Consider the following 22,065-nt stretch of genomic DNA (forward strand, 5'->3'; position numbering starts at 1 on the left):
TTTTTAAATGATAAAAGTAGTATTTATGGGAACACCGGACTTTTCAGTGCCGGTGCTTCGTCGTCTTATTGAAGATGGCTATGATGTAATAGGTGTTGTTACGCAACCAGATCGTCCGGTAGGCAGAAAAAAAGTATTAACACCTACACCTGTTAAAGTGGAAGCAGAAAAGCATGGTATTCCGGTGTTACAGCCGTTAAGAATTCGTGAAAAAGACGAATATGAAAAAGTATTGGCATTAGAGCCAGATTTAATTGTAACAGCTGCGTTCGGTCAAATTGTACCAAATGAAATTTTAGAAGCACCGAAGTATGGATGTATTAACGTCCACGCTTCTTTACTTCCTGAACTTCGTGGCGGTGCACCAATCCATTATGCAATTATGGAAGGGAAAGAAAAAACAGGTATTACAATTATGTATATGGTAGAAAAATTGGATGCTGGTGATATTTTAACGCAAGTAGAAGTGGAAATTGAAGAGCGTGAAACGACAGGTTCGTTATTTGATAAGTTAAGTGAAGCAGGGGCACATCTTCTATCTAAAACAGTACCTTTACTAATTCAAGGTAAGTTAGAACCAATTAAACAAAACGAGGAAGAAGTAACGTTTGCATATAATATAAAACGTGAGCAAGAGAAAATTGATTGGACAAAAACAGGTGAAGAAGTATACAATCACATTCGCGGATTGAATCCATGGCCAGTTGCTTATACAACTTTAGCAGGACAAGTTGTTAAAGTATGGTGGGGAGAAAAAGTCCCTGTAACGAAATCAGCTGAAGCAGGTACGATTGTTGCGATCGAAGAAGATGGTTTCGTTGTAGCAACTGGTAATGAAACGGGTGTTAAAATTACAGAATTGCAACCTTCTGGTAAAAAGCGTATGAGCTGTTCACAATTTTTACGTGGAACAAAACCTGAAATTGGAACAAAGTTAGGAGAAAATGCATGAGACAAAATGTTCGTGAATTAGCTCTTGATGGTTTAATTCAAGTAGAAAAAAGTGGTGCATACAGTAACTTACTTTTAAATAATCTAATTGAAAAAAGTACAATTGATAGAAAAGATATTGGTTTACTAACTGAGATTGTATATGGAACAATCCAACGTCGTGATACATTAGATTATTATTTACAGCCTTTTTTAAAAAAGAAAGTTGAAGCGTGGGTAAGAGTATTACTTCGCTTATCTTTATATCAAATGATTTATTTAGACCGAGTGCCTGAAAGAGCGGCTATTCATGAAGCCGTTGAGATTGCAAAGCGTCGCGGGCATAAAGGAATTGCTGGTATGGTGAATGGTGTATTACGTTCGATTCAAAGAGAAGGTGTACCTTCTGTAGATGAAATCAAAGATCCAGTAGAACGTTTGGCAATTGCAACAAGTCATCCAATTTGGCTTGTCCAAGAGTGGACTTCAGAATATGGTTTAGAAACTGCTGAGAAAATGTGTGAAGTGAACATGTTACCGCCTGTACCAACAGCGCGTGTAAATGTTGATAAAATAACAGTAGAAGAAGCAATTGCATTATTAGCTAGTGAAGGTATAGAAGCGAAGCGTGGCGATTTATCAGATGATGCAATTCAAATTGAAAAAGGGAATGTAGCGCACACAGATGCGTTTAAAAAAGGTTTTCTTTCTATTCAAGATGAAAGTTCTATGCTGGTAGCACGTGCCTTAGAACCAGATGAGGGAGATGTAGTTCTTGATAGTTGTGCTGCTCCAGGTGGAAAAACAACACATATCGCAGAGCGATTAAAAGGAACTGGTCAAGTCATGTCCCTTGATTTACATGCACACAAAGTACGTTTAATTAAACAACAAGCAGAGCGACTTGGTCTAGGAAATGTCGAAACAAAGGCATTAGATGCTAGAAAAGTGCAAGAACATTTTGCAAATGAAACGTTTGATAAAATATTAGTAGATGCCCCATGTTCTGGATTTGGTGTAATTAGACGTAAGCCTGATATTAAGTTAGGTAAAGATAAAGGCGATAGTGAAAGATTATCGACGATCCAACTTGCAATACTAGAAAAAATCGCACCGTTATTAAAACAAGGTGGTCGCCTTGTTTATAGTACGTGCACAATTGAAAAAATAGAAAATGAACAAGTAATAGAACGATTTTTACAAGAGCATCCTGAGTTTGAGTGGGATACTACGATAAAAGAGCGTATGCCAGAAAAGTTAAGTCCGTATATTGATGAAGGTCAAGTACAAATTTTACCGCATTATTTTGCAACAGATGGCTTTTATATTGCTTGTTTAAGGAAGAAGGTGTAGCATCGTGGAAACGACTGTGAGAAAACAAAAGAAAAATTTAGAAACGAAAAAACCATCAATTTACTCTTTACAACTTCATGAAATGCAAGATTGGTTAAAGGAGCAAGGAGAACCAAAGTTCCGTGCTGGACAAATTTTTGATTGGTTATATAAAAAACGTGTAAAAAATTATGAGGATATGTCAAACCTTTCTAAAGGATTGCGTGAAAAATTGTCGAATTCCTTTGATATTACTACTTTAAATACGTTAGTAAAACAAACGTCTTCGGATGGAACAATTAAATTCTTATTCCAATTATACGATGGATATTCTATTGAAACGGTATTAATGCGACATGAATATGGAAATTCCATTTGTGTAACAACGCAAGTAGGTTGTCGTATTGGATGTACGTTCTGTGCTTCAACGCTTGGCGGTTTAAAGCGAAACTTAGAAGCTGGAGAAATTGTAGCGCAAGTAGTAGAAGTGCAACGTGCACTTGATGAATCAGAAGAACGTGTAAGTTCTCTTGTCGTTATGGGAATTGGAGAACCATTTGATAACTACGATAATTTAATGGGATTCTTACGCATCATTAACCATGAAAAAGGACTTCATATTGGTGCGAGACATATGACAGTTTCGACAAGTGGAATTATCCCGAAAATTTATAAGTTCGCTGAAGAAGACTTACAAATTAATTTTGCGATTTCACTGCATGCTCCAAACTCAGAATTACGTTCAAAATTAATGCCGATTAACCGTGCTTATAAGCTACCAGATTTGATGGAAGCTATTAAATACTATGTAAATAGAACAGGGCGTCGTATTACTTTTGAATATGGACTATTTGGAGGAGAAAATGACCAAGTTGAGCACGCTGAAGAACTTGCTGCGCTCTTAAAAGGTGTAAAATGTCATGTGAACTTAATTCCGGTAAACTACGTACCTGAACGTGATTATGTACGTACGCCACGTGAACAAATTTTCTTGTTTGAAAAAACGTTAAAAGATCGTGGAGTAAATGTAACGATTCGCCGTGAACAAGGTCATGATATTGATGCAGCCTGCGGTCAGTTGCGTGCGAAGGAGCGCAAAGAAGAGACGAGGTGACGAGATGAAAGCCGTGTTTCTATCAGATAAAGGAAAAGTTCGTCAACATAATGAAGATAGTGCAGGAGTTTTTCATAATTTAGATGGAAATATTTTAGCGGTAGTAGCAGATGGAATGGGAGGTCATCGAGCTGGTGATGTAGCTAGCTCGATGACCATTCAATTATTCCATGATTATTGGAAGCAAACGCATAATATGAATGAGCCAAAAAAAGTAGAAGAGTGGTTACATACTAGTGTTGGGATTATTAATGAGCGTATATATGAGTACTCTAAGCAACATGTAGAATGTAATGGCATGGGAACAACACTTATAATAGCAATTTGTACGCCGAGCTTTGTGACAATAGGTCATATAGGGGATAGTCGTTGTTATATGGTATCAGAGGGAGAAATCTCGCTTGTAACGGAAGATCACTCACTTGTAAATGAACTTGTGAGACATGGTGAAATTTCAAAAGAAGACGCAGAATATCACCCGAAAAAGAATGTTTTATTAAGGGCATTAGGAACAGAAGAGAAAGTCGGATTAGATGTTAAAACGTTGGTGCTAGAGGAAGATGATCAGTTACTTCTTTGCTCTGATGGATTATCTAACAAAGTTTCTATTGCTGATATGCAACAAATTTTACAGTTAAATGAACAGCTAGAAACTAAGGGGCAACGTCTCATTCAATTGGCGAATGATCGTGGTGGGGAAGATAATATTACCCTTGTTCTGATTGATTATGCGGGTTCGACAAACGAAAGTAGGTGAAGTGCAACGTGCTGATTGGAAAACGCTTAAATGACCGTTATAAGCTGCTGAAAATGATTGGTGGCGGTGGAATGGCCAATGTATATTTAGCTCATGATGATATACTGGGCCGGGATGTAGCGGTAAAAATATTACGACTCGACTATTCAAATAACGAAGAGTTTATTAAACGTTTCCATCGAGAAGCGCAGTCTGTTACAACGTTGTCGCATCCAAATATTGTGAATATGTATGATGTCGGAGAAGAAGATGGTATATATTATCTTGTAATGGAGTATGTACCAGGACAAACATTGAAGCAATACATAATTGAGCGAGGGATGTTATCGATAGGAGAAGCTCTTGATATTATGGAGCAGTTAACATCCGCCATGGCACACGCCCATCATTTTGAAATTGTGCATCGTGATATTAAACCGCACAATATTTTAATTCGAGCTGATGGAGTAATAAAAGTAACAGATTTTGGAATTGCGACAGCTACAAGTGCAACAACAATTACACATACAAATTCAGTACTCGGTTCGGTGCATTACTTATCACCAGAACAAGCACGTGGCGGGATAGCAAATAAACAATCAGATATTTATTCCCTAGGGATTGTTATGTTTGAGTTGTTAACAGGAAGACAACCGTTTTCTGGTGAATCTGCTGTTGCTATAGCTTTAAAACATTTACAAAGTGAAATTCCGTCTCCAAAAAGATGGAATGAAAATATTCCGCAAAGTGTCGAAAATATTATATTAAAGGCAACTGCGAAAGATCCGTTTCATCGATATCAATCTGCCAATGCGATGAAACGAGATATTGAAACGGCGCTATATCCAGAGAGGATAAATGAGCAGCCATTTTACATACCGGAAGATATGGAAGCGACAAAAGCGATTCCGATTATTCAACAAGAACAATTATTTGAAAACGTTACTGATGAAACAATTGTTTTAAAAGGAAGTAAAGTGGATGAACAGACAAGAAAAGAAGAAACGGATTTAAATAAGAAGAAAAAACGAAGTAATAAATGGCTCAAAATTTTAATTACAATATTTTTACTTTTAGCAATCGGAATAACGTTAGCGCTTACTGTTATTCCAGGATTCTTTATTCCAAAAGATGTAAAAGTCCCTGATGTGTCTGGTATGAAATATACGACAGCAGTAAATACATTAGTTGAAAAAGGTTTTGAGGTTACGGAACCTAATATTGTATATACAGATGATGTTGAAACTGGTGATGTCATAAAAACAGACCCTGTGGCAGGAAGAGTCGTGAAAGAAAACTCTAAAATTACTATCTATCAATCAGGTGGAAAAAAGAAAAGTAAGATGAGTGATCTTACAGGGAAAGATTTTGAGAGCATAAGGTCTGAATTAGAAGAAAAATATAAACAAGTTACAATAAATTATATTGAAAATGATAGACCAAAAGGTGAAATCGTTGAGCAAATTCCGACGCCAGATCAAATGGTAGTAGAGGCGGAACAAGACCTGAAAATTTGGGTAAGTAAAGGTCCTTATCAAATTAGACCAGGTGACTTTTCAGGATGGACTGAAAATAGTGTCAATGGTTATTTGAATGAGAGGAAACTAACTCCAGATATAAAACGAGAGTATTCCGATACTGTTGATAAAGGACTTGTAATTTCGCAATCTCCAAAACCAGGAACGCCGTTAAAAGAAGGAGATAAAGTGACGATTGTTATTTCAGATGGTCCTAAGCCGAAAGTAACGAAAACAGTGAAAGTGGATAATATTTCTATTCCGTATGAGTCTTCTATAATAGGTGAGAAAAAACCGCAAACGATAGAAATTTATAAAGAAGATATGCAACAAAAAATGGATAGACCAATTGAAACTAGAACAATTTCAGAGTCGGCAACTATTTCATTAGAATTTGTAATTCAAGAAGGTACAAAAGGACACTATAAAATTGTACGAGATGGTGTAACGATTATTGACAAAGAAGTACCATATCCAACTCAATAATAATGAATTCCATTTTCTTTCTAGAGGGAATGGAATGTATTACTCCTGCCTGTTATGCTGTCTACATATAGTGGACCGTATAACAGGCAAAAATATATGGTTCAAAAAGCTATAAAAGTGATACTGTTATAAATAATATTTTAAATTTAATGGTAGATTAAACGTATTAACTTGTATATATGACGGGTTTTGAAATCTTTATTTAAAGAATGATAATCCATTCAATAGGAATTACAGCTTCACTTTATACAGAATAAAGGAGAATTATATGCCAGAAGGAAAAATTGTAAAAGCTCTAAGTGGATTTTATTATGTGCAGCATGAAGAAGGGATTACACAATGTCGCGGGCGTGGTGTGTTTAGAAAAAATAAAATTACACCATTGGTAGGAGACCAAGTTGTTTTTCAGGCTGATAATCCAAGTGAAGGATACGTGCTTGAAGTATTTGATCGAAAAAATGAACTTGTTAGGCCTCCTATTGCTAATGTTGATCAAGCGATACTCGTATTTTCTGCAGTAGAACCAGATTTTAATCCGGGACTGTTAGATCGATTTTTAGTGCTGATTGAATATCATAACATTAAGCCGATTATTTGCATTAGTAAGATGGATTTAGTGGATGAAAAAATGAGAGAGACTGTTGAATCTTATGCAAATGACTATCGTGAGATGGGATATGATGTATTATTTACTTCTATAAATACATCGGAAAGTATTGACATTTTAAAACCATTCTTAGAAGGTTGTGTTTCCGTCGTTGCGGGGCAATCTGGTGTTGGAAAATCTTCTATGCTTAACGTCTTACGTCCAGAATTAGAACTGAAAACGAATGATATTTCCTCACATTTAGGACGCGGGAAACATACGACAAGACACGTAGAATTAATTGCGATTGGAAGCGGACTAGTTGCAGATACACCTGGTTTTAGTTCACTCGATTTCATAGATATAGAGGTAGAAGATCTTACATATTGTTTTCCAGAGTTGAAAGAAGCGAGCCAATACTGTAAATTTAGAGGGTGTACACATCTTTCTGAACCGAAATGCGCTGTGAAGGCTGCGGTTGAAGAGGGGAAGATTACAGAATATCGTTATAAGAATTACAAACAATTTGTAGAAGAAATTAGAGAGAGAAAGCCGAGGTATTAGTTATGATTAAAATTGCACCATCGATCTTATCAGCAGATTTTTCAAAATTAGGGGAAGAGATTAAAGATGTAGAAAAAGGCGGGGCGGATTACATTCACGTCGATGTAATGGATGGACATTTCGTACCAAATATTACGATTGGACCATTAATTGTAGAAGCAATTCGTCCGATCACATCGTTACCGTTAGATGTACATTTAATGATTGAAAATCCTGATAACTATATCCCGACTTTCGCAAAAGCGGGAGCGGATATTATTACTGTTCATGTAGAGGCGTGCCCTCATTTGCATCGTACAATTCAGTTAATTAAATCTCATGGCATTAAAGCAGGAGTTGTATTAAATCCGCATACGCCAGTTTCAGTGATTGAGCATGTATTAGAAGATATTGATATGGTATTACTTATGACAGTAAACCCTGGATTTGGTGGGCAGAAATTTATCCATTCTGTATTACCGAAAATTAAACAAGTTGCAGAAATGGTTAAAGAGCGCAATCTAGAAGTAGAAATTGAAGTTGATGGTGGTGTAAACGCTGAAACAGCAAGACTTTGTGTAGAAGCAGGAGCAAATGTACTTGTAGCTGGGTCAGCAGTATACAATCAAAAAGACCGCGGTGAAGCAATTCGTGTCATTCGTGGATAATGAATGAACGAGTCTTTATCCCAGTGAATCTTCTAGTGTAGTAAGTTTTCACTATTTATAAAGGGTAGAGAAAAAATATATAAAAAGGCAATCTACCGAATGGCAGATTGCCTTTTTACAATAGAAGGGGAAGGAAACATGATTATTCATATTTTAGCGGGAGGACCCGCGGAATATTGTGCAGATTTTTCTTCATATGAAAATGAGAAAGTAGTGTGGGCGGCAGTTGATAGAGGAGTATATCGTTTATTAAAAAGAGGTATTACTCCTGCTGTTGCGTTTGGAGATTATGACTCGGTTACGGAAGAAGAATTAGCATGGATGGGGCAACAAACAAATGATTTACATATTGTTCCTCGTGAAAAAGATCAAACTGATTTAGAAATTGCGATTAACTGGGCGTTAGAACAAAAGCCGGCACTCATTCGTATTTTTGGTGCTACTGGCGGAAGACTTGATCACGGTTTAGCGAATATACAAATGCTTTTAAAAGGATTAGAAGTAGGAATAGAGATGTGTATTGTAGACAATCAAAATGAAATAAGTGTAAAAAGAGTAGGTACACATATAATTGAAGAAAATAAAAATTTCCCTTATGTATCTTTTGTGCCTGTTACTGAAATAGTGGAAGGGATTACATTACTTGGTTTTAAATATCCTCTAACGAATAAAAAAATAGAGTGGGGATCCACACTTTGTATTAGTAATGAACTCGTTGAGGAAAAAGGTACTTTTTCATTTACTTCTGGCATATTAATGGTGATAAGAAGCACTGATTAAAGAAACAATTTTGCTCCTTACATCATATAGTGACCAAGTGGAGTAATGGGGATTAGGAGGGAAACCATGAGATTTTATACAATTAAGTTACCTAAATTTCTTGGTGGAATTGTTCGTGCCATGTTAAATACCTTCAAAAAAGATTAAAAAAAGCACCTATTACCGGTGCTTTTTCCATTGGTATAGTAAAAAAAGAGCCTAGCGGCTCTTTTTTTTATTATTAAACACGTTCGATTTTGCCAGATTTTAATGCTCTAGCAGAAACGTAAACACGTTGAACTTTTCCGTCGATGCGTACGCGAACTTTTTGAAGGTTAGCGCCCCACTTACGTTTTGTAGCGTTCATTGCGTGAGAACGAGAGTTACCAGAACGAGCTTTTCTTCCAGTAATAGCACAAACACGAGCCATTTATATTTCCCTCCCTTGATACCTTACCATACGTAATTTTTCAATGTTAGTCTTTTATGCGATGCTAAAAACACTACTATAATTTAACACAACTAAAAAGAGAATGCAACACTGTAGAAAAAAGAAATCAAGAAAAATTACTTGACACTATATGTCAATGAAGAAAAGTTGAAATCAAGAAAAATTGCTTGACATATTATAGTGATACATGTTGTATAATAACAATGGACTATTTTGCTCATCATAAAAAAGTGTAGTTTTCAACATAAAATATGAGAGTGAAAAAGAAAGAACGATGGAATTTTCTTTAAAAAGATTATATGATAGTAACTAAAGTAGTCTAACTCACTTTCACCATTTATGAAGGGGGAAAACGAGATGTCAATTGAAATTAAAACGAAGTACGGTCAAATTGATATTAGTACAGATGTAATTGCAACAATTGCTGGAGGTGCCGCGGTAGATTGCTACGGTATCGTAGGTATGGCATCAAAAAATCAGTTAAAAGATGGATTAACAGACATTTTACGAAAAGAAAATTTCACTAGAGGTGTTATTGTTCGTAAAGATGAAGATGAAGTACATATTGATATGTATATTATTGTGAGCTATGGTACGAAAATTTCAGAAGTAGCACATAACGTGCAGACGAAAGTGAAATATACATTAGATCAAACTGTAGGACTAGCAGTAGATTCTGTAAACATCTACGTACAAGGAGTTAAAGTAATAAACTTGTAATGTGCATTAAGGAGGAAAATCTGTGTCAATTCAAAAAATTGATGGAAAACGTTTATCACAAATGATCATTCAAGGAGCGAATAATTTAACGAATAATGTTCAGCTTGTTGATGCATTAAACGTATTTCCAGTTCCAGATGGCGATACCGGTACAAACATGAACTTATCTATGACTTCAGGCGCACGTGAAGTGAAAGCAAATCCTTCACAACATGCTGGTAAAGTCGGCGTAAGTTTAGCCAAAGGATTATTAATGGGAGCTCGTGGTAACTCTGGAGTTATTTTATCTCAGTTGTTCCGTGGTTTCTCGAAATCCATTGAACAAAAAGAAGAATTAACAACAGTTGATTTTGCTGCAGCTTTAGAAGCTGGAGTAGAGGCGGCTTACAAAGCGGTTATGAAACCGATTGAAGGAACGATTTTAACGGTTGCAAGAGAAACGGGTAAATATGCAGTAACAGTTGCGAAAAAACAGCGCGACTTTGTTTTGTTTATGGAAGACGTTGTGAAAGAAGCAAATGCATCGTTAAATCGTACGCCAGATTTATTACCTGTATTAAAACAAGTTGGCGTTGTAGATAGCGGTGGTAAAGGTCTTGTAGTAGTTTACGAAGGGTTTTTAGCTGACTTAAAAGGAGAAACGATTTCTTCTGATGCACCTGCCCAACCATCTATGAATGAAATGGTGCGCGCAGAACATCACCGTAGTGTACAAAGCCAATTGAGTACAGAAGATATTAAGTATGGATATTGTACGGAGTTCATGGTGAAATTAGAAGCTGATAAAGTGAAAGAACATAATTTCTCTGAACAAAAATTCCGTGAAGATATTAGTGTGTATGGTGATTCACTACTAGTTGTATCTGATGATGAAATTGTAAAAGTTCATATTCATGCAGAACATCCTGGAGACGCTATGAACTACGGACAACGTTACGGTAGTTTAATCAAGATTAAAGTAGAGAATATGCGTGAACAGCATACCGCTTTATTAGATGAGCCTGCTATGATGCCTGAGCCAACTAGCCAGCCTAAAGAGAAACAACCGTACGGTATCGTAACTGTAGCTATGGGATCTGGTATTAAAACTTTATTTGAAAGCATTGGCGCGACGAAAGTTATCGAAGGTGGCCAAACGATGAATCCAAGTACTGAGGATATCGTGAAGGCGATTGAAGAAGCAAACGCTGAAAAAATCATTATTTTACCGAACAACGGGAATATCGTAATGGCAGCAGAACAAGCAGCGTCAGTTGTGGATCAAGAAGTGATTGTAGTTCGTTCAAAAACAGTTCCTCAAGGTATGGCTGCAATGTTAGCATTTAATCCAGTTGGAACGCTAGAGGAAAATGAAGAAAACATGAAAGAAGCTTTATCTCATGTGAAAACAGGTCAAATTACGTATGCTGTACGTGATACGGAAATTGATGGTGTGGCAATTCAAAAAGATGATTTCATGTGTATCGCAGATGGAAAAATCGTATCAACAAATGCTGAAAAAGTAGGGGCTGCGAAGCAATTACTAGAAGCACTAATTGATGAAGATTCTGAAATCGTAACGATTCTACAAGGTGAAGATGCAACTGATGAAGAGGTAGCTGAATTAGTTGAATTTGTAGAAGAGAATTTTGAAGATGCAGAAGTAGAAGTACATGCTGGAAACCAACCGGTGTATTCTTTCATCTTCTCTGTAGAATAAGAAAAAATTCGTTTTGAAAATAAATGGATTACTTACTTGCTAATGGATAATAAGTAGTAATATGAAGTTTATTACTAGTTTTTATTCAAAAGGCTAGCATATTGAAGATAAAAAAGAGCCTTGCTGCTAATAGTGAGGCTCTTTTCTTTCGTGTTGTTTATGAGGGATTTGAGTAGTTTCTCTTAGAATGCCTATGATAGAATATATAGGGTGAAAGAGAGCGATTACAGATGTCAATCATGTTAATGGATAATGAATCAAAAAATAATGTGACGGAGCGTGAGAACCTTGAATGAAGTTGTACAAGTTCCTGTTACGGATGTAAAGGGAATCGGAGGAGAAACATCTGAATTACTACACGAGATGGGAATTTATACAGTTTCTCATCTATTAGAACATTTTCCGTACCGTTATGAAGACTATGCGATGAAAGATCTTGCTGAAGTAAAGCATGATGAACGTGTAACAGTAGAGGGAAAAGTTCATAGTGCTCCTTTACTGCAATATTATGGGAAGAAGAAGTCGCGTCTTACGGTTCGTGTCCTCGTAGGTCGTTATTTAATTACAGCTGTATGTTTTAATAGGCCGTACTATAAGCAGAAGTTAAATTTAGATGAAACGGTAACGATTACTGGTAAATGGGATCAGCATCGTCAAACGATTGCGGTATCAGAACTTCATTTTGGACCGGTTGTACGTCAACAAGAAGTAGAGCCTGTGTACTCAGTGAAAGGGAAACTTACAGTAAAACAGATGCGCCGTTTTATTGCACAAGCGTTAAAAGAGTATGGAGATTCTATAGTTGAAGTGTTACCTGATGGATTGCTAAGTCGATATAAATTATTGCCGCGTTATGAAGCGCTTCGGGCGTTGCATTTTCCAACAGGTCAGGAAGATTTGAAGCAAGCGCGTCGCCGTTTTGTATATGAGGAGTTTTTCTTATTTCAGTTAAAAATGCAAACGTTACGGAAAATGGAGAGGGAAAATTCGAAAGGGACGAAAAAAGAAATTCCTTCAGAAGAATTGCAAGAGTTTATCGATGCTCTTCCGTTTCCGTTAACTGGTGCGCAACGCCGAGTTGTAGATGAAATTATGAAAGATATGACATCTCCTTATCGAATGAATCGTCTGTTGCAAGGTGATGTAGGTTCTGGTAAAACGGTGGTCGCTGCAATTGGTCTTTATGCAGCAAAATTAGCGCATTATCAAGGTGCTTTAATGGTTCCGACAGAAATTTTAGCAGAACAACATTATCAATCGCTCGCAGAGACGTTCTCGCACTTTGGTATGAAGGTTGAATTGTTAACAAGTTCAGTTAAAGGTGTGAGACGCCGAGAGATTTTGGCAAAATTAGAACAAGGAGAAATAGATATCCTTGTTGGAACACATGCTTTAATTCAAGATGAAGTGATCTTTCATAGGTTAGGTCTCGTTATTACTGATGAACAACATCGATTTGGTGTAGCGCAGCGACGAGTTTTACGTGAGAAAGGTGAAAGTCCAGATGTATTATTTATGACAGCAACACCAATTCCACGTACGTTAGCAATTACTGCATTTGGAGAGATGGATGTTTCTATAATCGATGAGATGCCAGCTGGTAGAAAGGTAATTGAAACATACTGGGCAAAACATGACATGTTAGATCGTGTTCTCGGTTTTGTAGAGAAAGAGATAAAAAAAGGAAGACAAGCATATGTTATTTGTCCTCTAATTGAAGAATCTGAGAAACTTGATGTGCAAAATGCAATCGACTTACATAGTATGCTGACTCATCATTATCAGGGGAAATGTCAAGTCGGATTAATGCATGGAAGATTATCATCTCAAGAAAAAGAAGAGATAATGGGGCAATTTAGTGAAAATAAAGTGCAAATTCTTGTGTCGACAACAGTTGTTGAGGTGGGTGTGAACGTACCGAATGCGACTGTAATGGTTATTTATGATGCAGAGCGTTTCGGTTTATCACAGCTTCATCAGCTAAGAGGCCGTGTTGGGCGTGGTAGTGAACAATCGTATTGTTTATTAATCGCGGATCCGAAATCGGAAACGGGAAAAGAACGAATGCGTATTATGACCGAAACGAATGATGGATTTGTATTGTCAGAAAAAGATTTAGAATTACGAGGTCCTGGAGATTTCTTTGGGAGTAAGCAAAGTGGTTTACCAGAATTCAAGGTTGCTGATATGGTACATGATTATCGGGCGCTAGAAACAGCTAGACAAGATGCGGCGTTACTAGTAGATTCAGAAGCGTTTTGGCATAATGATCAATATGCGTCGTTGCGTACGTATCTTGACGGGACAGGTGTGTTCCAGGGAGAGAAGCTCGATTAAAGGGAGGCAACAAAAGTTTTTGTTGCATTCTACTTTTAATGATTATATACTACTGTTAGTACCTAGTCATAAAAATGGATGGTGCGGTATGAAAAAAAGAAGAAGTAAAAAAGAAAGACAAGAATTATTACAACAAACGATAGAAACGAATCCTTTTATTACGGATGAAGATTTAGCAGAAAAATTTCAAGTGAGTATACAAACTGTACGTCTTGATCGTATGGAATTATCTATTCCTGAATTAAGAGAAAGAATTAAACATGTAGCTACAAAGCAACATGAAGAAGATGTGAAATCTTTACCGTTAGAAGAGGTTGTCGGAGAAATTATTGATATAGAATTAGATAGACATGCGATTTCTATTTTTGAAGTGAAGGTAGAACACGTATTTAAAAGAAATCAAATTGCCCGTGGGCATCATTTGTTTGCACAAGCAAACTCACTAGCTGTTGCGGTTATTGATGAAGAATTAGCTTTAACTGCAAAGTCTACCATTCGATACATTCGTCCTGTAAAATTAGGAGAGCGTGTTGTTGCAAAAGCGCGCGTGGAAGATGTAGAGAATGATAAAGGGCGGACGGTTGTCAAAGTGCGTAGCTTCGTTGGAGAAGAACTTGTTTTTACAGGCACTTTTGAAATGTATCGATCTAGTAATTATAGTGAGGAAGGTAACAACTTATGAAAATCGCAATAGATGCAATGGGCGGCGATCATGCTCCAAAGGCTGTCGTACTAGGAGCAATGAAAGCTATTAAGGAATATTCTGATTTACATATTACGTTAGTGGGGAAAGAAGAGGAAGTTCGTCAATACTTAACGAGTGAAGAACGAATTACTATACTTCATACAGACGAAAAAATCGAATCGACAGATGAACCAGTAAGAGCGGTTCGTCGAAAAAAACAAGCTTCAATGGTACTTGCGGCGCAGCAAGTGAAAGACGGTGTAGCGGATGCTTGTATATCAGCTGGTAGTACAGGAGCTTTAATGGCGGCTGGATTGTTTGTTGTAGGTCGTATGGAAGGAATTGAGCGACCAGCTTTATCCCCTACAATGCCAACTGTTGATGGAGAAGGTTTTGTTATGTTAGATGTTGGAGCGAACGTTGATGCAAAACCAATTCATTTATATCAATATGCAGTAATGGGATCTGTATACGCTGAGAAAGTAAGAGGAATTAAAAATCCTCGCGTTGGACTTTTAAACGTTGGAACAGAAGATGGTAAAGGTAACGAGCTTTCAAAACAAGTCTTTGCAATGCTTAAAGATGCGCCAATTAATTTTGTTGGGAACGTTGAATCAAGAGATTTATTGCAAGGTGTAGCAGATGTTGTTGTATGTGACGGTTTTACAGGGAATGTAGCACTGAAATCATTAGAAGGAACAGCACTTGCATTATTCTCTATGTTAAAAGAGCAGTTAATGAGTTCGTTTACGAGCAAATTAGCAGCGGCGGTATTAAAACCAAAACTTATGGTATTAAAAGATAAAATGGATTATTCGGAGTATGGAGGAGCCGCGTTATTTGGATTGAAAGCTCCTGTCATTAAGGCTCACGGTTCTTCCAATGACCAATCAATATTTAGTGCGATTCGTCAAACGAGAGAAATGGTAGCGAAAGAAGTTATTCCTACTATTTCAAGCGTAATGGAGAAAGAGCCACTCCAATAAGAGGAGGATTTGAAATGGGAAAACTAGCATTTCTTTTTCCGGGCCAAGGTTCACAGGCAGTTGGAATGGGTAAACAGTTAGCAGAGAATAATAAAGAGGTTGCAAATGTATTTGCAAAAGCAGATGAGGTGTTGCAAGACTCACTTTCAGAAGTGATTTTTGAAGGGCCGCAGGAAAAGCTTACGTTAACAACAAATGCGCAACCTGCTTTATTAACAACGAGTTTTGCTATTTTGACAGCTTTAAAAGAGTATGATATTACACCAGACTTTGTCGCAGGGCATAGTTTAGGTGAGTATAGCGCTCTTGTAGCAGCAGGTGCATTAACTTTTGAGGATGCAGTATATGCTGTAAGGAAACGTGGGGAATATATGGAAGAAGCTGTTCCTGGCGGAGAAGGTGCAATGGCGGCTATTTTAGGTGCTGATCCACATATGCTGAAACAAGTTACAGAAGAAGTAACAAGTGAAGGGTATGCAGTACAAATTGCTAATATGAATAGTACGAAGCAAATTGTGATTTCTGGAACAAAGCAAGGAGTCGAGATTGCTTCTCAAAGAGCGAAAGAACATGGTGCAAAGAGAGCAATTCCGCTTAAAGTAAGTGGACCGTTCCACTCTGCGCTTATGAAGCCAGCGGCGGAGAAATTCCAAAGTGTCTTAAATGAAATTACAATTCAAGATACGAATATTCCGGTAATCGCAAATGTAACAGCAGACGTTATTACAAGTGGTGCACATATTCAAGAAAAGCTAATCGAGCAGCTCTATTCGCCTGTCTTATGGTATCCATCCATTGAATATATGGTGAGTCAAGGGGTAGATACATTTATTGAGATTGGACCTGGGAAAGTACTTGCTGGACTTATGAAGTCAATTGATTCATCAGTGAAAGCATACGCGATATACGATGAAGAGACATTACAAGATACCATTTCGAATTTGAGAGGAGAAAACTGATGTTAAAAGGGAAAGTAGCATTAGTAACGGGTGCTTCACGTGGAATTGGTCGCGCAATTGCGATTGATTTAGCAAAACAAGGGGCAAATGTTGTAGTAAATTATGCTGGTAACGAGCAAAAGGCAAATGAAGTAGTTGATGAAATAAAGAAATTAGGTTCGGATGCAATTGCAGTAAGAGCAGATGTTGCAAATGCTGAAGACGTTACAAATATGGTGAAACAAACTGTAGATGTATTTGGACAAGTTGATATTCTTGTAAATAATGCAGGTGTAACAAAAGATAATTTATTAATGCGTATGAAAGAAGAAGAATGGGATACAGTTATTAATACAAACCTAAAAGGTGTATTCTTATGTACAAAGGCAGTATCTCGATATATGATGCGTCAACGTCATGGACGTATTGTAAATATCGCTTCTGTTGTCGGAGTAACGGGAAACCCAGGACAAGCAAACTATGTTGCTGCTAAAGCAGGTGTAATCGGATTAACAAAAACATCAGCAAAAGAGTTAGCAAGCCGCAATATTACTGTAAATGCAATTGCTCCTGGATTTATTGCGACAGATATGACAGACGTATTAGATGAAAATATAAAAGCTGAAATGTTAAAATTAATTCCTGCAGCTCAGTTTGGTGAAGCGCAAGATATCGCAAATGCTGTAACGTTTTTTGCTTCTGATCAAAGCAAATATATTACAGGTCAAACGTTAAATGTTGATGGCGGTATGGTAATGTAATAAAAGAATCGATTTCAGCTAGTTTTTTTGGACAATATTTAATATAATATTTGAGGGGAGGTGAATGGAATGGCAGATGTTTTAGAGCGTGTAACAAAAATTATCGTTGATCGTTTAGGAGTAGAAGAAACAGAAGTAGTACCAGCTGCAAGCTTCAAGGAAGATTTAGGAGCAGACTCCCTAGATGTAGTAGAACTTGTAATGCAATTAGAAGACGAATTCGAAATGGAAATTTCTGATGAAGATGCTGAAAAGATTGCTACTGTTGGCGATGCTGTGACTTACATAGAGAGTCATCTATAATGCTTGAATGAAGTCCCGTTTTTTAGCGGGGCTTCTCGGCTTATATCTGGAGGGACCTATGCCGTACCGTAAATATAGAGAAAAAAAATACGAAACAAAATATCGTGAAGCGTTTAAAGTATTTCAAGAAAAAATAGGTATTACGTTTACAGATGAAAAATTATTGATTCAAGCATTTACGCATTCATCGTATGTGAATGAGCATCGAAAAAAACCGCATGAAGACAATGAGCGTCTCGAATTTCTTGGAGATGCAGTATTGGAACTTACTGTATCGCAGTATCTGTTTCAAAAATATCCGACAATGAGCGAAGGAGAGTTAACAAAACTACGTGCAGCTATTGTATGTGAACCATCTCTTGTTCGTTTTGCAAACGAGTTGTCATTTGGTAGCCTAGTTTTATTAGGAAAAGGTGAGGAAATGACAGGCGGACGTGAACGACCAGCTTTATTAGCGGATGTCTTTGAAGCGTTTATTGGTGCCCTTTATCTTGATCAAGGGTTAGAAACAGTATGGGGCTTCTTAAAAGAAATTGTATACCCTAAAATTAATGAAGGTGCTTTTTCTCATGTGATGGATTATAAGAGTCAATTACAAGAGTTGATTCAGCGTGATGGTAGTGGCAATATTGAGTATCAAATTTTGCAAGAAAAAGGACCGGCTCACAATCGAGAATTTGTGTCACGTGTTACGTTAAATAACGTGGCCTTAGGTCTTGGTAGTGGCAAGTCGAAAAAAGAAGCAGAGCAACAAGCTGCTGCAGAAGCGTTGAAAAAGTTAAAAGAACAACTATAAGGAATCCCCCTTTGAATGAGGGGGATTCCTTGTGCATAGAATGAAACTTTCCTTTCGTTTATAAATGTAAGGAAATGAAATCCGTATAATCGTTTGTTTTTGTATAAACAACATTTATAGCAACGGAGAATAGGAGGAAGGCCTTTCGTGTTTTTAAAAAGATTAGAAATAGCAGGATTTAAGTCTTTTGCTGAGCGTGTATCTGTCGATTTTGTCCCAGGTGTAACGTCTGTAGTAGGACCTAATGGAAGCGGGAAAAGTAATATTACTGATGCCATTCGTTGGGTACTTGGTGAACAATCGGCAAAATCATTACGTGGTGCAAAGATGGAAGATATTATTTTTGCAGGTAGTGATACGAGAAGAGCGGTTAATGTTGCTGAAGTAACATTAACTTTAAATAATGAAGATCAACGTTTACCGATTGAATATAATGAGGTGTGTGTAACGCGTCGTGTATCTCGTTCTGGTGATAGTGATTTTTATATTAATAAACAATCATGCAGGTTGAAAGATATTATCGATTTATTTATGGACTCTGGTATGGGAAGAGAAGCTTTTTCGATTATTAGCCAGGGGAAAGTTGAAGAAATTTTAAGTAGTAAATCAGAAGAACGTCGTGGTGTATTTGAAGAAGCGGCGGGAGTGCTGAAATACAAACTTCGTAAAAAGAAAGCTGAAGGTAAATTAGCAGACACACAAGAAAACTTAAATCGTGTACAAGATATAATTCACGAATTAAGTAGTCAAGTAGAACCTTTAGAAAGACAAGCTTCTATTGCAAAGGATTATCTCGAGAAAAAAGAAGAATTAGAGAAAGTAGAAGCGGCGCTTATTGTACATGAAATTGAAGAATTACATGAGAAATGGGAAGCGCTTCGAAATCAGTTTGGGCATAATAAAAACGAAGAAGCGAAAATGTCAACGCATTTACAAAAAGGTGAAGAAGAGCTAGAGGAATTACGAGGCCAATTACAAGCAGTAGATGAGTCTGTAGATTCCCTGCAAGAAGTACTTTTGCTTTCTAGTAAAGAACTAGAAAAGTTAGAAGGACAGCGTGAGCTATTAAAAGAGAGAAAGCAAAATGCAACGACGCATTGTGCACAACTCGAACAGTTAATTGTTGAATTAACAGAGAAAGCTACAAGTTATGATGGTGAAATTGAATCGAGTACAGAAGTATTGATGCAATTTGTAAATCATGTAAAAGAGTTGGAGACGAAATTGCATGATAATGAGCAATTACTTGCAACGTTTGCTGACAATTTAGAAGAGCAAATTGAGAATTTAAAAGGTGACTATATTGAACTTTTAAATCAACAAGCTAGTCATCGTAATGAGTTATCTATGATTGAAGAACAATCTAAACAACAAAACTCAAAAAATGAACGCCTTGATGAAGAAAATGCGAAATATGTAGAAATGCGTATGGAAATTACAGCGAAAAAGACAAAACTTGTGGAAAGTTATGAACAAGTAAAAGAAAAAGTAGCTGGAATCCTTTCGAATATACAAAAGACAGAAGCGGCACTTGGGAAATGCAAGGCGCAGTATAGTGAAAACGAAACAAAACTGTATCAAGCATATCAATTTGTACAACAGGCACGTTCTCGAAAAGAAATGCTAGAAGAGATGCAAGAGGACTACTCTGGTTTCTATCAAGGGGTACGTGAAGTATTGAAAGCTAGAGAAAATAGGTTGCAAGGTATTGAGGGTGCTGTTGCAGAACTGCTAACGGTACCGAAAGAATATGAAATTGCAATGGAAATTGCTCTAGGTGCAGCGATGCAGCATATAGTTGTACAAAAAGAAGAACATGCTCGTAATGCAATTGCGTTTTTAAAACAAAATAAACATGGACGAGCAACGTTTTTACCGCAAGCTGTTATTAAAGGTAGATCGTTATCATTTGAGCAATTACGTATTGTAAATCAGCACCCATCGTTTGTAGGTGTGGCAGCAGAACTCGTGCAATATAACAATAAATATGAAAATGTAGTTTCAAATTTATTAGGTACTGTTATTGTTGCAAAAGATTTACGCGGAGCGAATGAGTTGGCGAAACAATTGCAATACCGTTATCGCATTGTAACAATCGAAGGTGATGTAGTAAACCCTGGCGGTTCTATGACGGGTGGAGCGGTAAAACAGGCGAAATCATCTTTATTAGGACGTCAACGTGAACTAGAAGAGTGGACGAGTAAGTTAACTGATATGGAAGAAAAAACAACGAAGTTAGAAAACTTTGTTAAAGCAGTAAAACAAGAGATTCAAGAAAAAGAAGTGCAAATACGCGAACTAAGGCAAAGTGTAGAAGCAGAGCGTGTAGATGAACAGAAATTAAGAGAAGAAATTAGTCGCTTAGAATTAGAAGAACATCGTATTAATGATCGGTTATCTATTTACGATTTAGAGATTGAAGGGTTCTTGCAAGACCAAGTGAAAATGCAAGGCCGTAAAGAAGAGTTAGAAAAGATTTTAGCGACTCTTCAGGCAGAGATTACGGAATTAGATAGCAAAATCACAGCTTTAACAAAACAAAAAAGTGAGCAACATTCTTCGAAAGAAAAAGTTCAAAAAGAAATGACTGAGTTAAAAGTGTTAGCAGCTGAAAAGCAACAACGCTTATCTAATCAAAAAGAAAAAGTAGAACGATTGACGAAGGAAAAAGAAGAAACCGATGCAACGCTTGTCAAAACGAAAGAGGATTTAGCATTCTTAAAACAAGAAATGACATCGAATTCAAGTGGTGAAGAACAAATTACGAATATGATTGAGAAGAAAGCATATGATCGTAATCAAACTTCAGAGTTAATTCGCTCTCGTCGTGAACAACGTGTATCGTTACAAGAGAGAGTAGAACAGTTAGAGCGTAACCTGAAAGAAACAACAGGTAAACATAAATACATTCTTGAGATGTTGAAAGATCAAGAGGTAAAAATAAACCGACTTGATGTAGAGTTAGAAAATAGATTACAACATTTACGTGAAACATATACGATTTCATTTGAAGCGGCAAAACTGAAGTATACAATGGTGATGCCTGCTGAGGATGCACGTAAAAAGGTGAAACTAATTAAACTCTCCATCGAAGAGCTAGGTACAGTAAACTTAGGAGCAATTGATGAGTATGAGCGTGTGGCAGAGCGTCATACATTCTTACTAGAGCAAAAAGATGATCTAGAAGAAGCAAAAACGACATTGCACCAACTTATTACTGAAATGGATGAAGAAATGAAAAAACGCTTTTCTACTACGTTTGAAGGAATTCGAATGGAGTTTCAATCGGTGTTCTCTGAATTATTTGGAGGCGGTAGAGCGGATTTAGTTATGACGAATCCAGAGGACTTATTAAATACGGGTATTGATATCGTAGCGCAACCGCCAGGGAAGAAACTGCAAAACTTAGGTTTACTTTCAGGTGGAGAGCGTGCTTTAACGGCAATTGCGCTGCTATTTGGTATTTTAAAAGTACGCCCAGTCCCATTCTGTGTATTAGATGAGGTAGAGGCTGCTCTTGATGAGGCAAACGTTGCCCGTTTTGCTCAGTATTTAAAGAAATTTAGTGATGAGACACAGTTTATTGTAATTACACATAGAAAAGGTACAATGGAAGAGTCTGACGTATTGTACGGTGTAACAATGCAAGAGTCAGGGGTATCTAAACTTGTTTCGGTTCGTTTAGATGATGGAGAAGAACTAGTTGCAAGCAAATAGA

Annotated in this window: 20 protein-coding genes; 19 read left to right on the top strand and 1 reads right to left on the bottom strand. The window is 37.0% G+C overall.

The window, feature by feature from the left end:
• Positions 1 to 7: 7 nt before the first annotated feature.
• From fmt to spoVM, 9 genes are all read left to right on the top strand, one after another.
• On the top strand, positions 8 to 952 hold the full coding sequence (fmt, locus tag PQF83_RS15680; RefSeq protein WP_000598790.1) for a methionyl-tRNA formyltransferase: 945 nt from the start codon (positions 8 to 10) through the stop codon (positions 950 to 952).
• Positions 949 to 2,283 (top strand): 16S rRNA (cytosine(967)-C(5))-methyltransferase RsmB, encoded by a 1,335-nt coding sequence (gene rsmB / locus PQF83_RS15685; RefSeq protein WP_001249672.1) that lies wholly within the window; start codon positions 949 to 951, stop codon positions 2,281 to 2,283. Before fmt ends, rsmB begins: the two co-directional genes overlap by 4 nt.
• Positions 2,284 to 2,287: 4 nt before the next feature.
• Complete coding sequence (gene rlmN / locus PQF83_RS15690; protein WP_000450543.1) at positions 2,288 to 3,376, top strand: 23S rRNA (adenine(2503)-C(2))-methyltransferase RlmN; 1,089 nt, start codon at positions 2,288 to 2,290, stop codon at positions 3,374 to 3,376.
• Between the two features lie 4 nt (positions 3,377 to 3,380).
• Positions 3,381 to 4,133: a Stp1/IreP family PP2C-type Ser/Thr phosphatase gene (locus tag PQF83_RS15695; protein WP_000648697.1), complete on the top strand. Its 753-nt coding sequence runs from the start codon at positions 3,381 to 3,383 to the stop codon at positions 4,131 to 4,133.
• Between the two features lie 8 nt (positions 4,134 to 4,141).
• On the top strand, positions 4,142 to 6,115 hold the full coding sequence (prkC, locus tag PQF83_RS15700) for a serine/threonine protein kinase PrkC (protein WP_000904769.1): 1,974 nt from the start codon (positions 4,142 to 4,144) through the stop codon (positions 6,113 to 6,115).
• 268 nt (positions 6,116 to 6,383) lie between these two features.
• Positions 6,384 to 7,265: a ribosome small subunit-dependent GTPase A gene (gene rsgA, locus PQF83_RS15705; protein ID WP_001113936.1), complete on the top strand. Its 882-nt coding sequence runs from the start codon at positions 6,384 to 6,386 to the stop codon at positions 7,263 to 7,265.
• Positions 7,266 to 7,267: 2 nt separating this feature from the next.
• Positions 7,268 to 7,912 (top strand): ribulose-phosphate 3-epimerase, encoded by a 645-nt coding sequence (gene rpe, locus PQF83_RS15710; protein WP_000589966.1) that lies wholly within the window; start codon positions 7,268 to 7,270, stop codon positions 7,910 to 7,912.
• Positions 7,913 to 8,011: 99 nt separating this feature from the next.
• Entirely contained in the window at positions 8,012 to 8,692 is a 681-nt protein-coding gene (locus PQF83_RS15715; protein WP_001998094.1) for a thiamine diphosphokinase, read from the top strand.
• Between the two features lie 66 nt (positions 8,693 to 8,758).
• The gene (gene spoVM, locus PQF83_RS15720; protein ID WP_001213599.1) at positions 8,759 to 8,839 is read left to right on the top strand and encodes a stage V sporulation protein SpoVM; all 81 of its coding nucleotides are present in this window, start codon (positions 8,759 to 8,761) and stop codon (positions 8,837 to 8,839) included.
• Positions 8,840 to 8,912: 73 nt separating this feature from the next.
• Here spoVM and rpmB read toward each other — a convergent pair whose 3' ends face one another.
• Positions 8,913 to 9,101, bottom strand: a complete 189-nt coding sequence (rpmB, locus tag PQF83_RS15725) for a 50S ribosomal protein L28 (protein ID WP_000124776.1) — start codon at positions 9,099 to 9,101, stop codon at positions 8,913 to 8,915.
• 378 nt (positions 9,102 to 9,479) lie between these two features.
• On the opposite strand from rpmB, the gene PQF83_RS15730 reads away from it, so the two are divergent.
• The 10 genes from PQF83_RS15730 (at position 9,480) to smc (ending at position 22,064) form a co-directional block, all read left to right on the top strand.
• A complete protein-coding gene (locus PQF83_RS15730) occupies positions 9,480 to 9,842 on the top strand; it encodes an Asp23/Gls24 family envelope stress response protein (RefSeq protein ID WP_000021109.1) in 363 nt (120 codons plus the stop codon).
• Positions 9,843 to 9,864: 22 nt separating this feature from the next.
• On the top strand, positions 9,865 to 11,541 hold the full coding sequence (locus PQF83_RS15735; RefSeq protein WP_000027110.1) for a DAK2 domain-containing protein: 1,677 nt from the start codon (positions 9,865 to 9,867) through the stop codon (positions 11,539 to 11,541).
• Positions 11,542 to 11,829: 288 nt separating this feature from the next.
• Complete coding sequence (gene recG / locus PQF83_RS15740; RefSeq protein ID WP_001006883.1) at positions 11,830 to 13,878, top strand: ATP-dependent DNA helicase RecG; 2,049 nt, start codon at positions 11,830 to 11,832, stop codon at positions 13,876 to 13,878.
• 88 nt (positions 13,879 to 13,966) lie between these two features.
• Complete coding sequence (gene fapR, locus PQF83_RS15745) at positions 13,967 to 14,560, top strand: transcription factor FapR (RefSeq protein WP_000747352.1); 594 nt, start codon at positions 13,967 to 13,969, stop codon at positions 14,558 to 14,560.
• On the top strand, positions 14,557 to 15,549 hold the full coding sequence (gene plsX, locus PQF83_RS15750; protein WP_000684112.1) for a phosphate acyltransferase PlsX: 993 nt from the start codon (positions 14,557 to 14,559) through the stop codon (positions 15,547 to 15,549). The genes fapR and plsX overlap by 4 nt, the downstream gene beginning before the upstream one ends.
• A 14-nt stretch (positions 15,550 to 15,563) precedes the next feature.
• On the top strand, positions 15,564 to 16,508 hold the full coding sequence (fabD, locus tag PQF83_RS15755; protein WP_000516951.1) for an ACP S-malonyltransferase: 945 nt from the start codon (positions 15,564 to 15,566) through the stop codon (positions 16,506 to 16,508).
• On the top strand, positions 16,508 to 17,248 hold the full coding sequence (fabG, locus tag PQF83_RS15760; RefSeq protein ID WP_000911784.1) for a 3-oxoacyl-[acyl-carrier-protein] reductase: 741 nt from the start codon (positions 16,508 to 16,510) through the stop codon (positions 17,246 to 17,248). The genes fabD and fabG overlap by 1 nt, the downstream gene beginning before the upstream one ends.
• A gap of 69 nt (positions 17,249 to 17,317) precedes the next feature.
• Positions 17,318 to 17,551 (top strand): acyl carrier protein, encoded by a 234-nt coding sequence (acpP, locus tag PQF83_RS15765; protein ID WP_000786062.1) that lies wholly within the window; start codon positions 17,318 to 17,320, stop codon positions 17,549 to 17,551.
• A 58-nt stretch (positions 17,552 to 17,609) separates the two neighbouring features.
• On the top strand, positions 17,610 to 18,347 hold the full coding sequence (rncS, locus tag PQF83_RS15770; protein ID WP_001146876.1) for a ribonuclease III: 738 nt from the start codon (positions 17,610 to 17,612) through the stop codon (positions 18,345 to 18,347).
• Positions 18,348 to 18,494: 147 nt separating this feature from the next.
• Positions 18,495 to 22,064, top strand: coding sequence for a chromosome segregation protein SMC (gene smc / locus PQF83_RS15775; protein ID WP_000479000.1), 3,570 nt, complete (start codon positions 18,495 to 18,497; stop codon positions 22,062 to 22,064).
• Position 22,065: the final 1 nt, after the last annotated feature.

Source organism: Bacillus sp. FF-1, from assembly GCF_028548245.1.
GTDB classification, from domain to species: domain Bacteria; phylum Bacillota; class Bacilli; order Bacillales; family Bacillaceae_G; genus Bacillus_A; species Bacillus_A paranthracis.

Excerpts from the sequence above, each read along its gene's own strand:
- fmt (WP_000598790.1), top strand. The coding sequence starts at position 8 with ATGATAAAAGTAGTATTTATGGGAACACCGGACTTTTCAGTGCCGGTG.
- rsmB (WP_001249672.1), top strand. The coding sequence starts at position 949 with ATGAGACAAAATGTTCGTGAATTAGCTCTTGATGGTTTAATTCAAGTA.
- PQF83_RS15695 (WP_000648697.1), top strand. The coding sequence starts at position 3,381 with ATGAAAGCCGTGTTTCTATCAGATAAAGGAAAAGTTCGTCAACATAAT.
- rsgA (WP_001113936.1), top strand. The coding sequence starts at position 6,384 with ATGCCAGAAGGAAAAATTGTAAAAGCTCTAAGTGGATTTTATTATGTG.
- rpe (WP_000589966.1), top strand. The coding sequence starts at position 7,268 with ATGATTAAAATTGCACCATCGATCTTATCAGCAGATTTTTCAAAATTA.
- PQF83_RS15715 (WP_001998094.1), top strand. The coding sequence starts at position 8,012 with ATGGCAGATTGCCTTTTTACAATAGAAGGGGAAGGAAACATGATTATT.
- spoVM (WP_001213599.1), top strand. The coding sequence starts at position 8,759 with ATGAGATTTTATACAATTAAGTTACCTAAATTTCTTGGTGGAATTGTT.
- rpmB (WP_000124776.1), bottom strand. The coding sequence starts at position 9,101 with ATGGCTCGTGTTTGTGCTATTACTGGAAGAAAAGCTCGTTCTGGTAAC.
- PQF83_RS15730 (WP_000021109.1), top strand. The coding sequence starts at position 9,480 with ATGTCAATTGAAATTAAAACGAAGTACGGTCAAATTGATATTAGTACA.
- fapR (WP_000747352.1), top strand. The coding sequence starts at position 13,967 with ATGAAAAAAAGAAGAAGTAAAAAAGAAAGACAAGAATTATTACAACAA.
- plsX (WP_000684112.1), top strand. The coding sequence starts at position 14,557 with ATGAAAATCGCAATAGATGCAATGGGCGGCGATCATGCTCCAAAGGCT.
- fabD (WP_000516951.1), top strand. The coding sequence starts at position 15,564 with ATGGGAAAACTAGCATTTCTTTTTCCGGGCCAAGGTTCACAGGCAGTT.
- fabG (WP_000911784.1), top strand. The coding sequence starts at position 16,508 with ATGTTAAAAGGGAAAGTAGCATTAGTAACGGGTGCTTCACGTGGAATT.
- acpP (WP_000786062.1), top strand. The coding sequence starts at position 17,318 with ATGGCAGATGTTTTAGAGCGTGTAACAAAAATTATCGTTGATCGTTTA.
- rncS (WP_001146876.1), top strand. The coding sequence starts at position 17,610 with ATGCCGTACCGTAAATATAGAGAAAAAAAATACGAAACAAAATATCGT.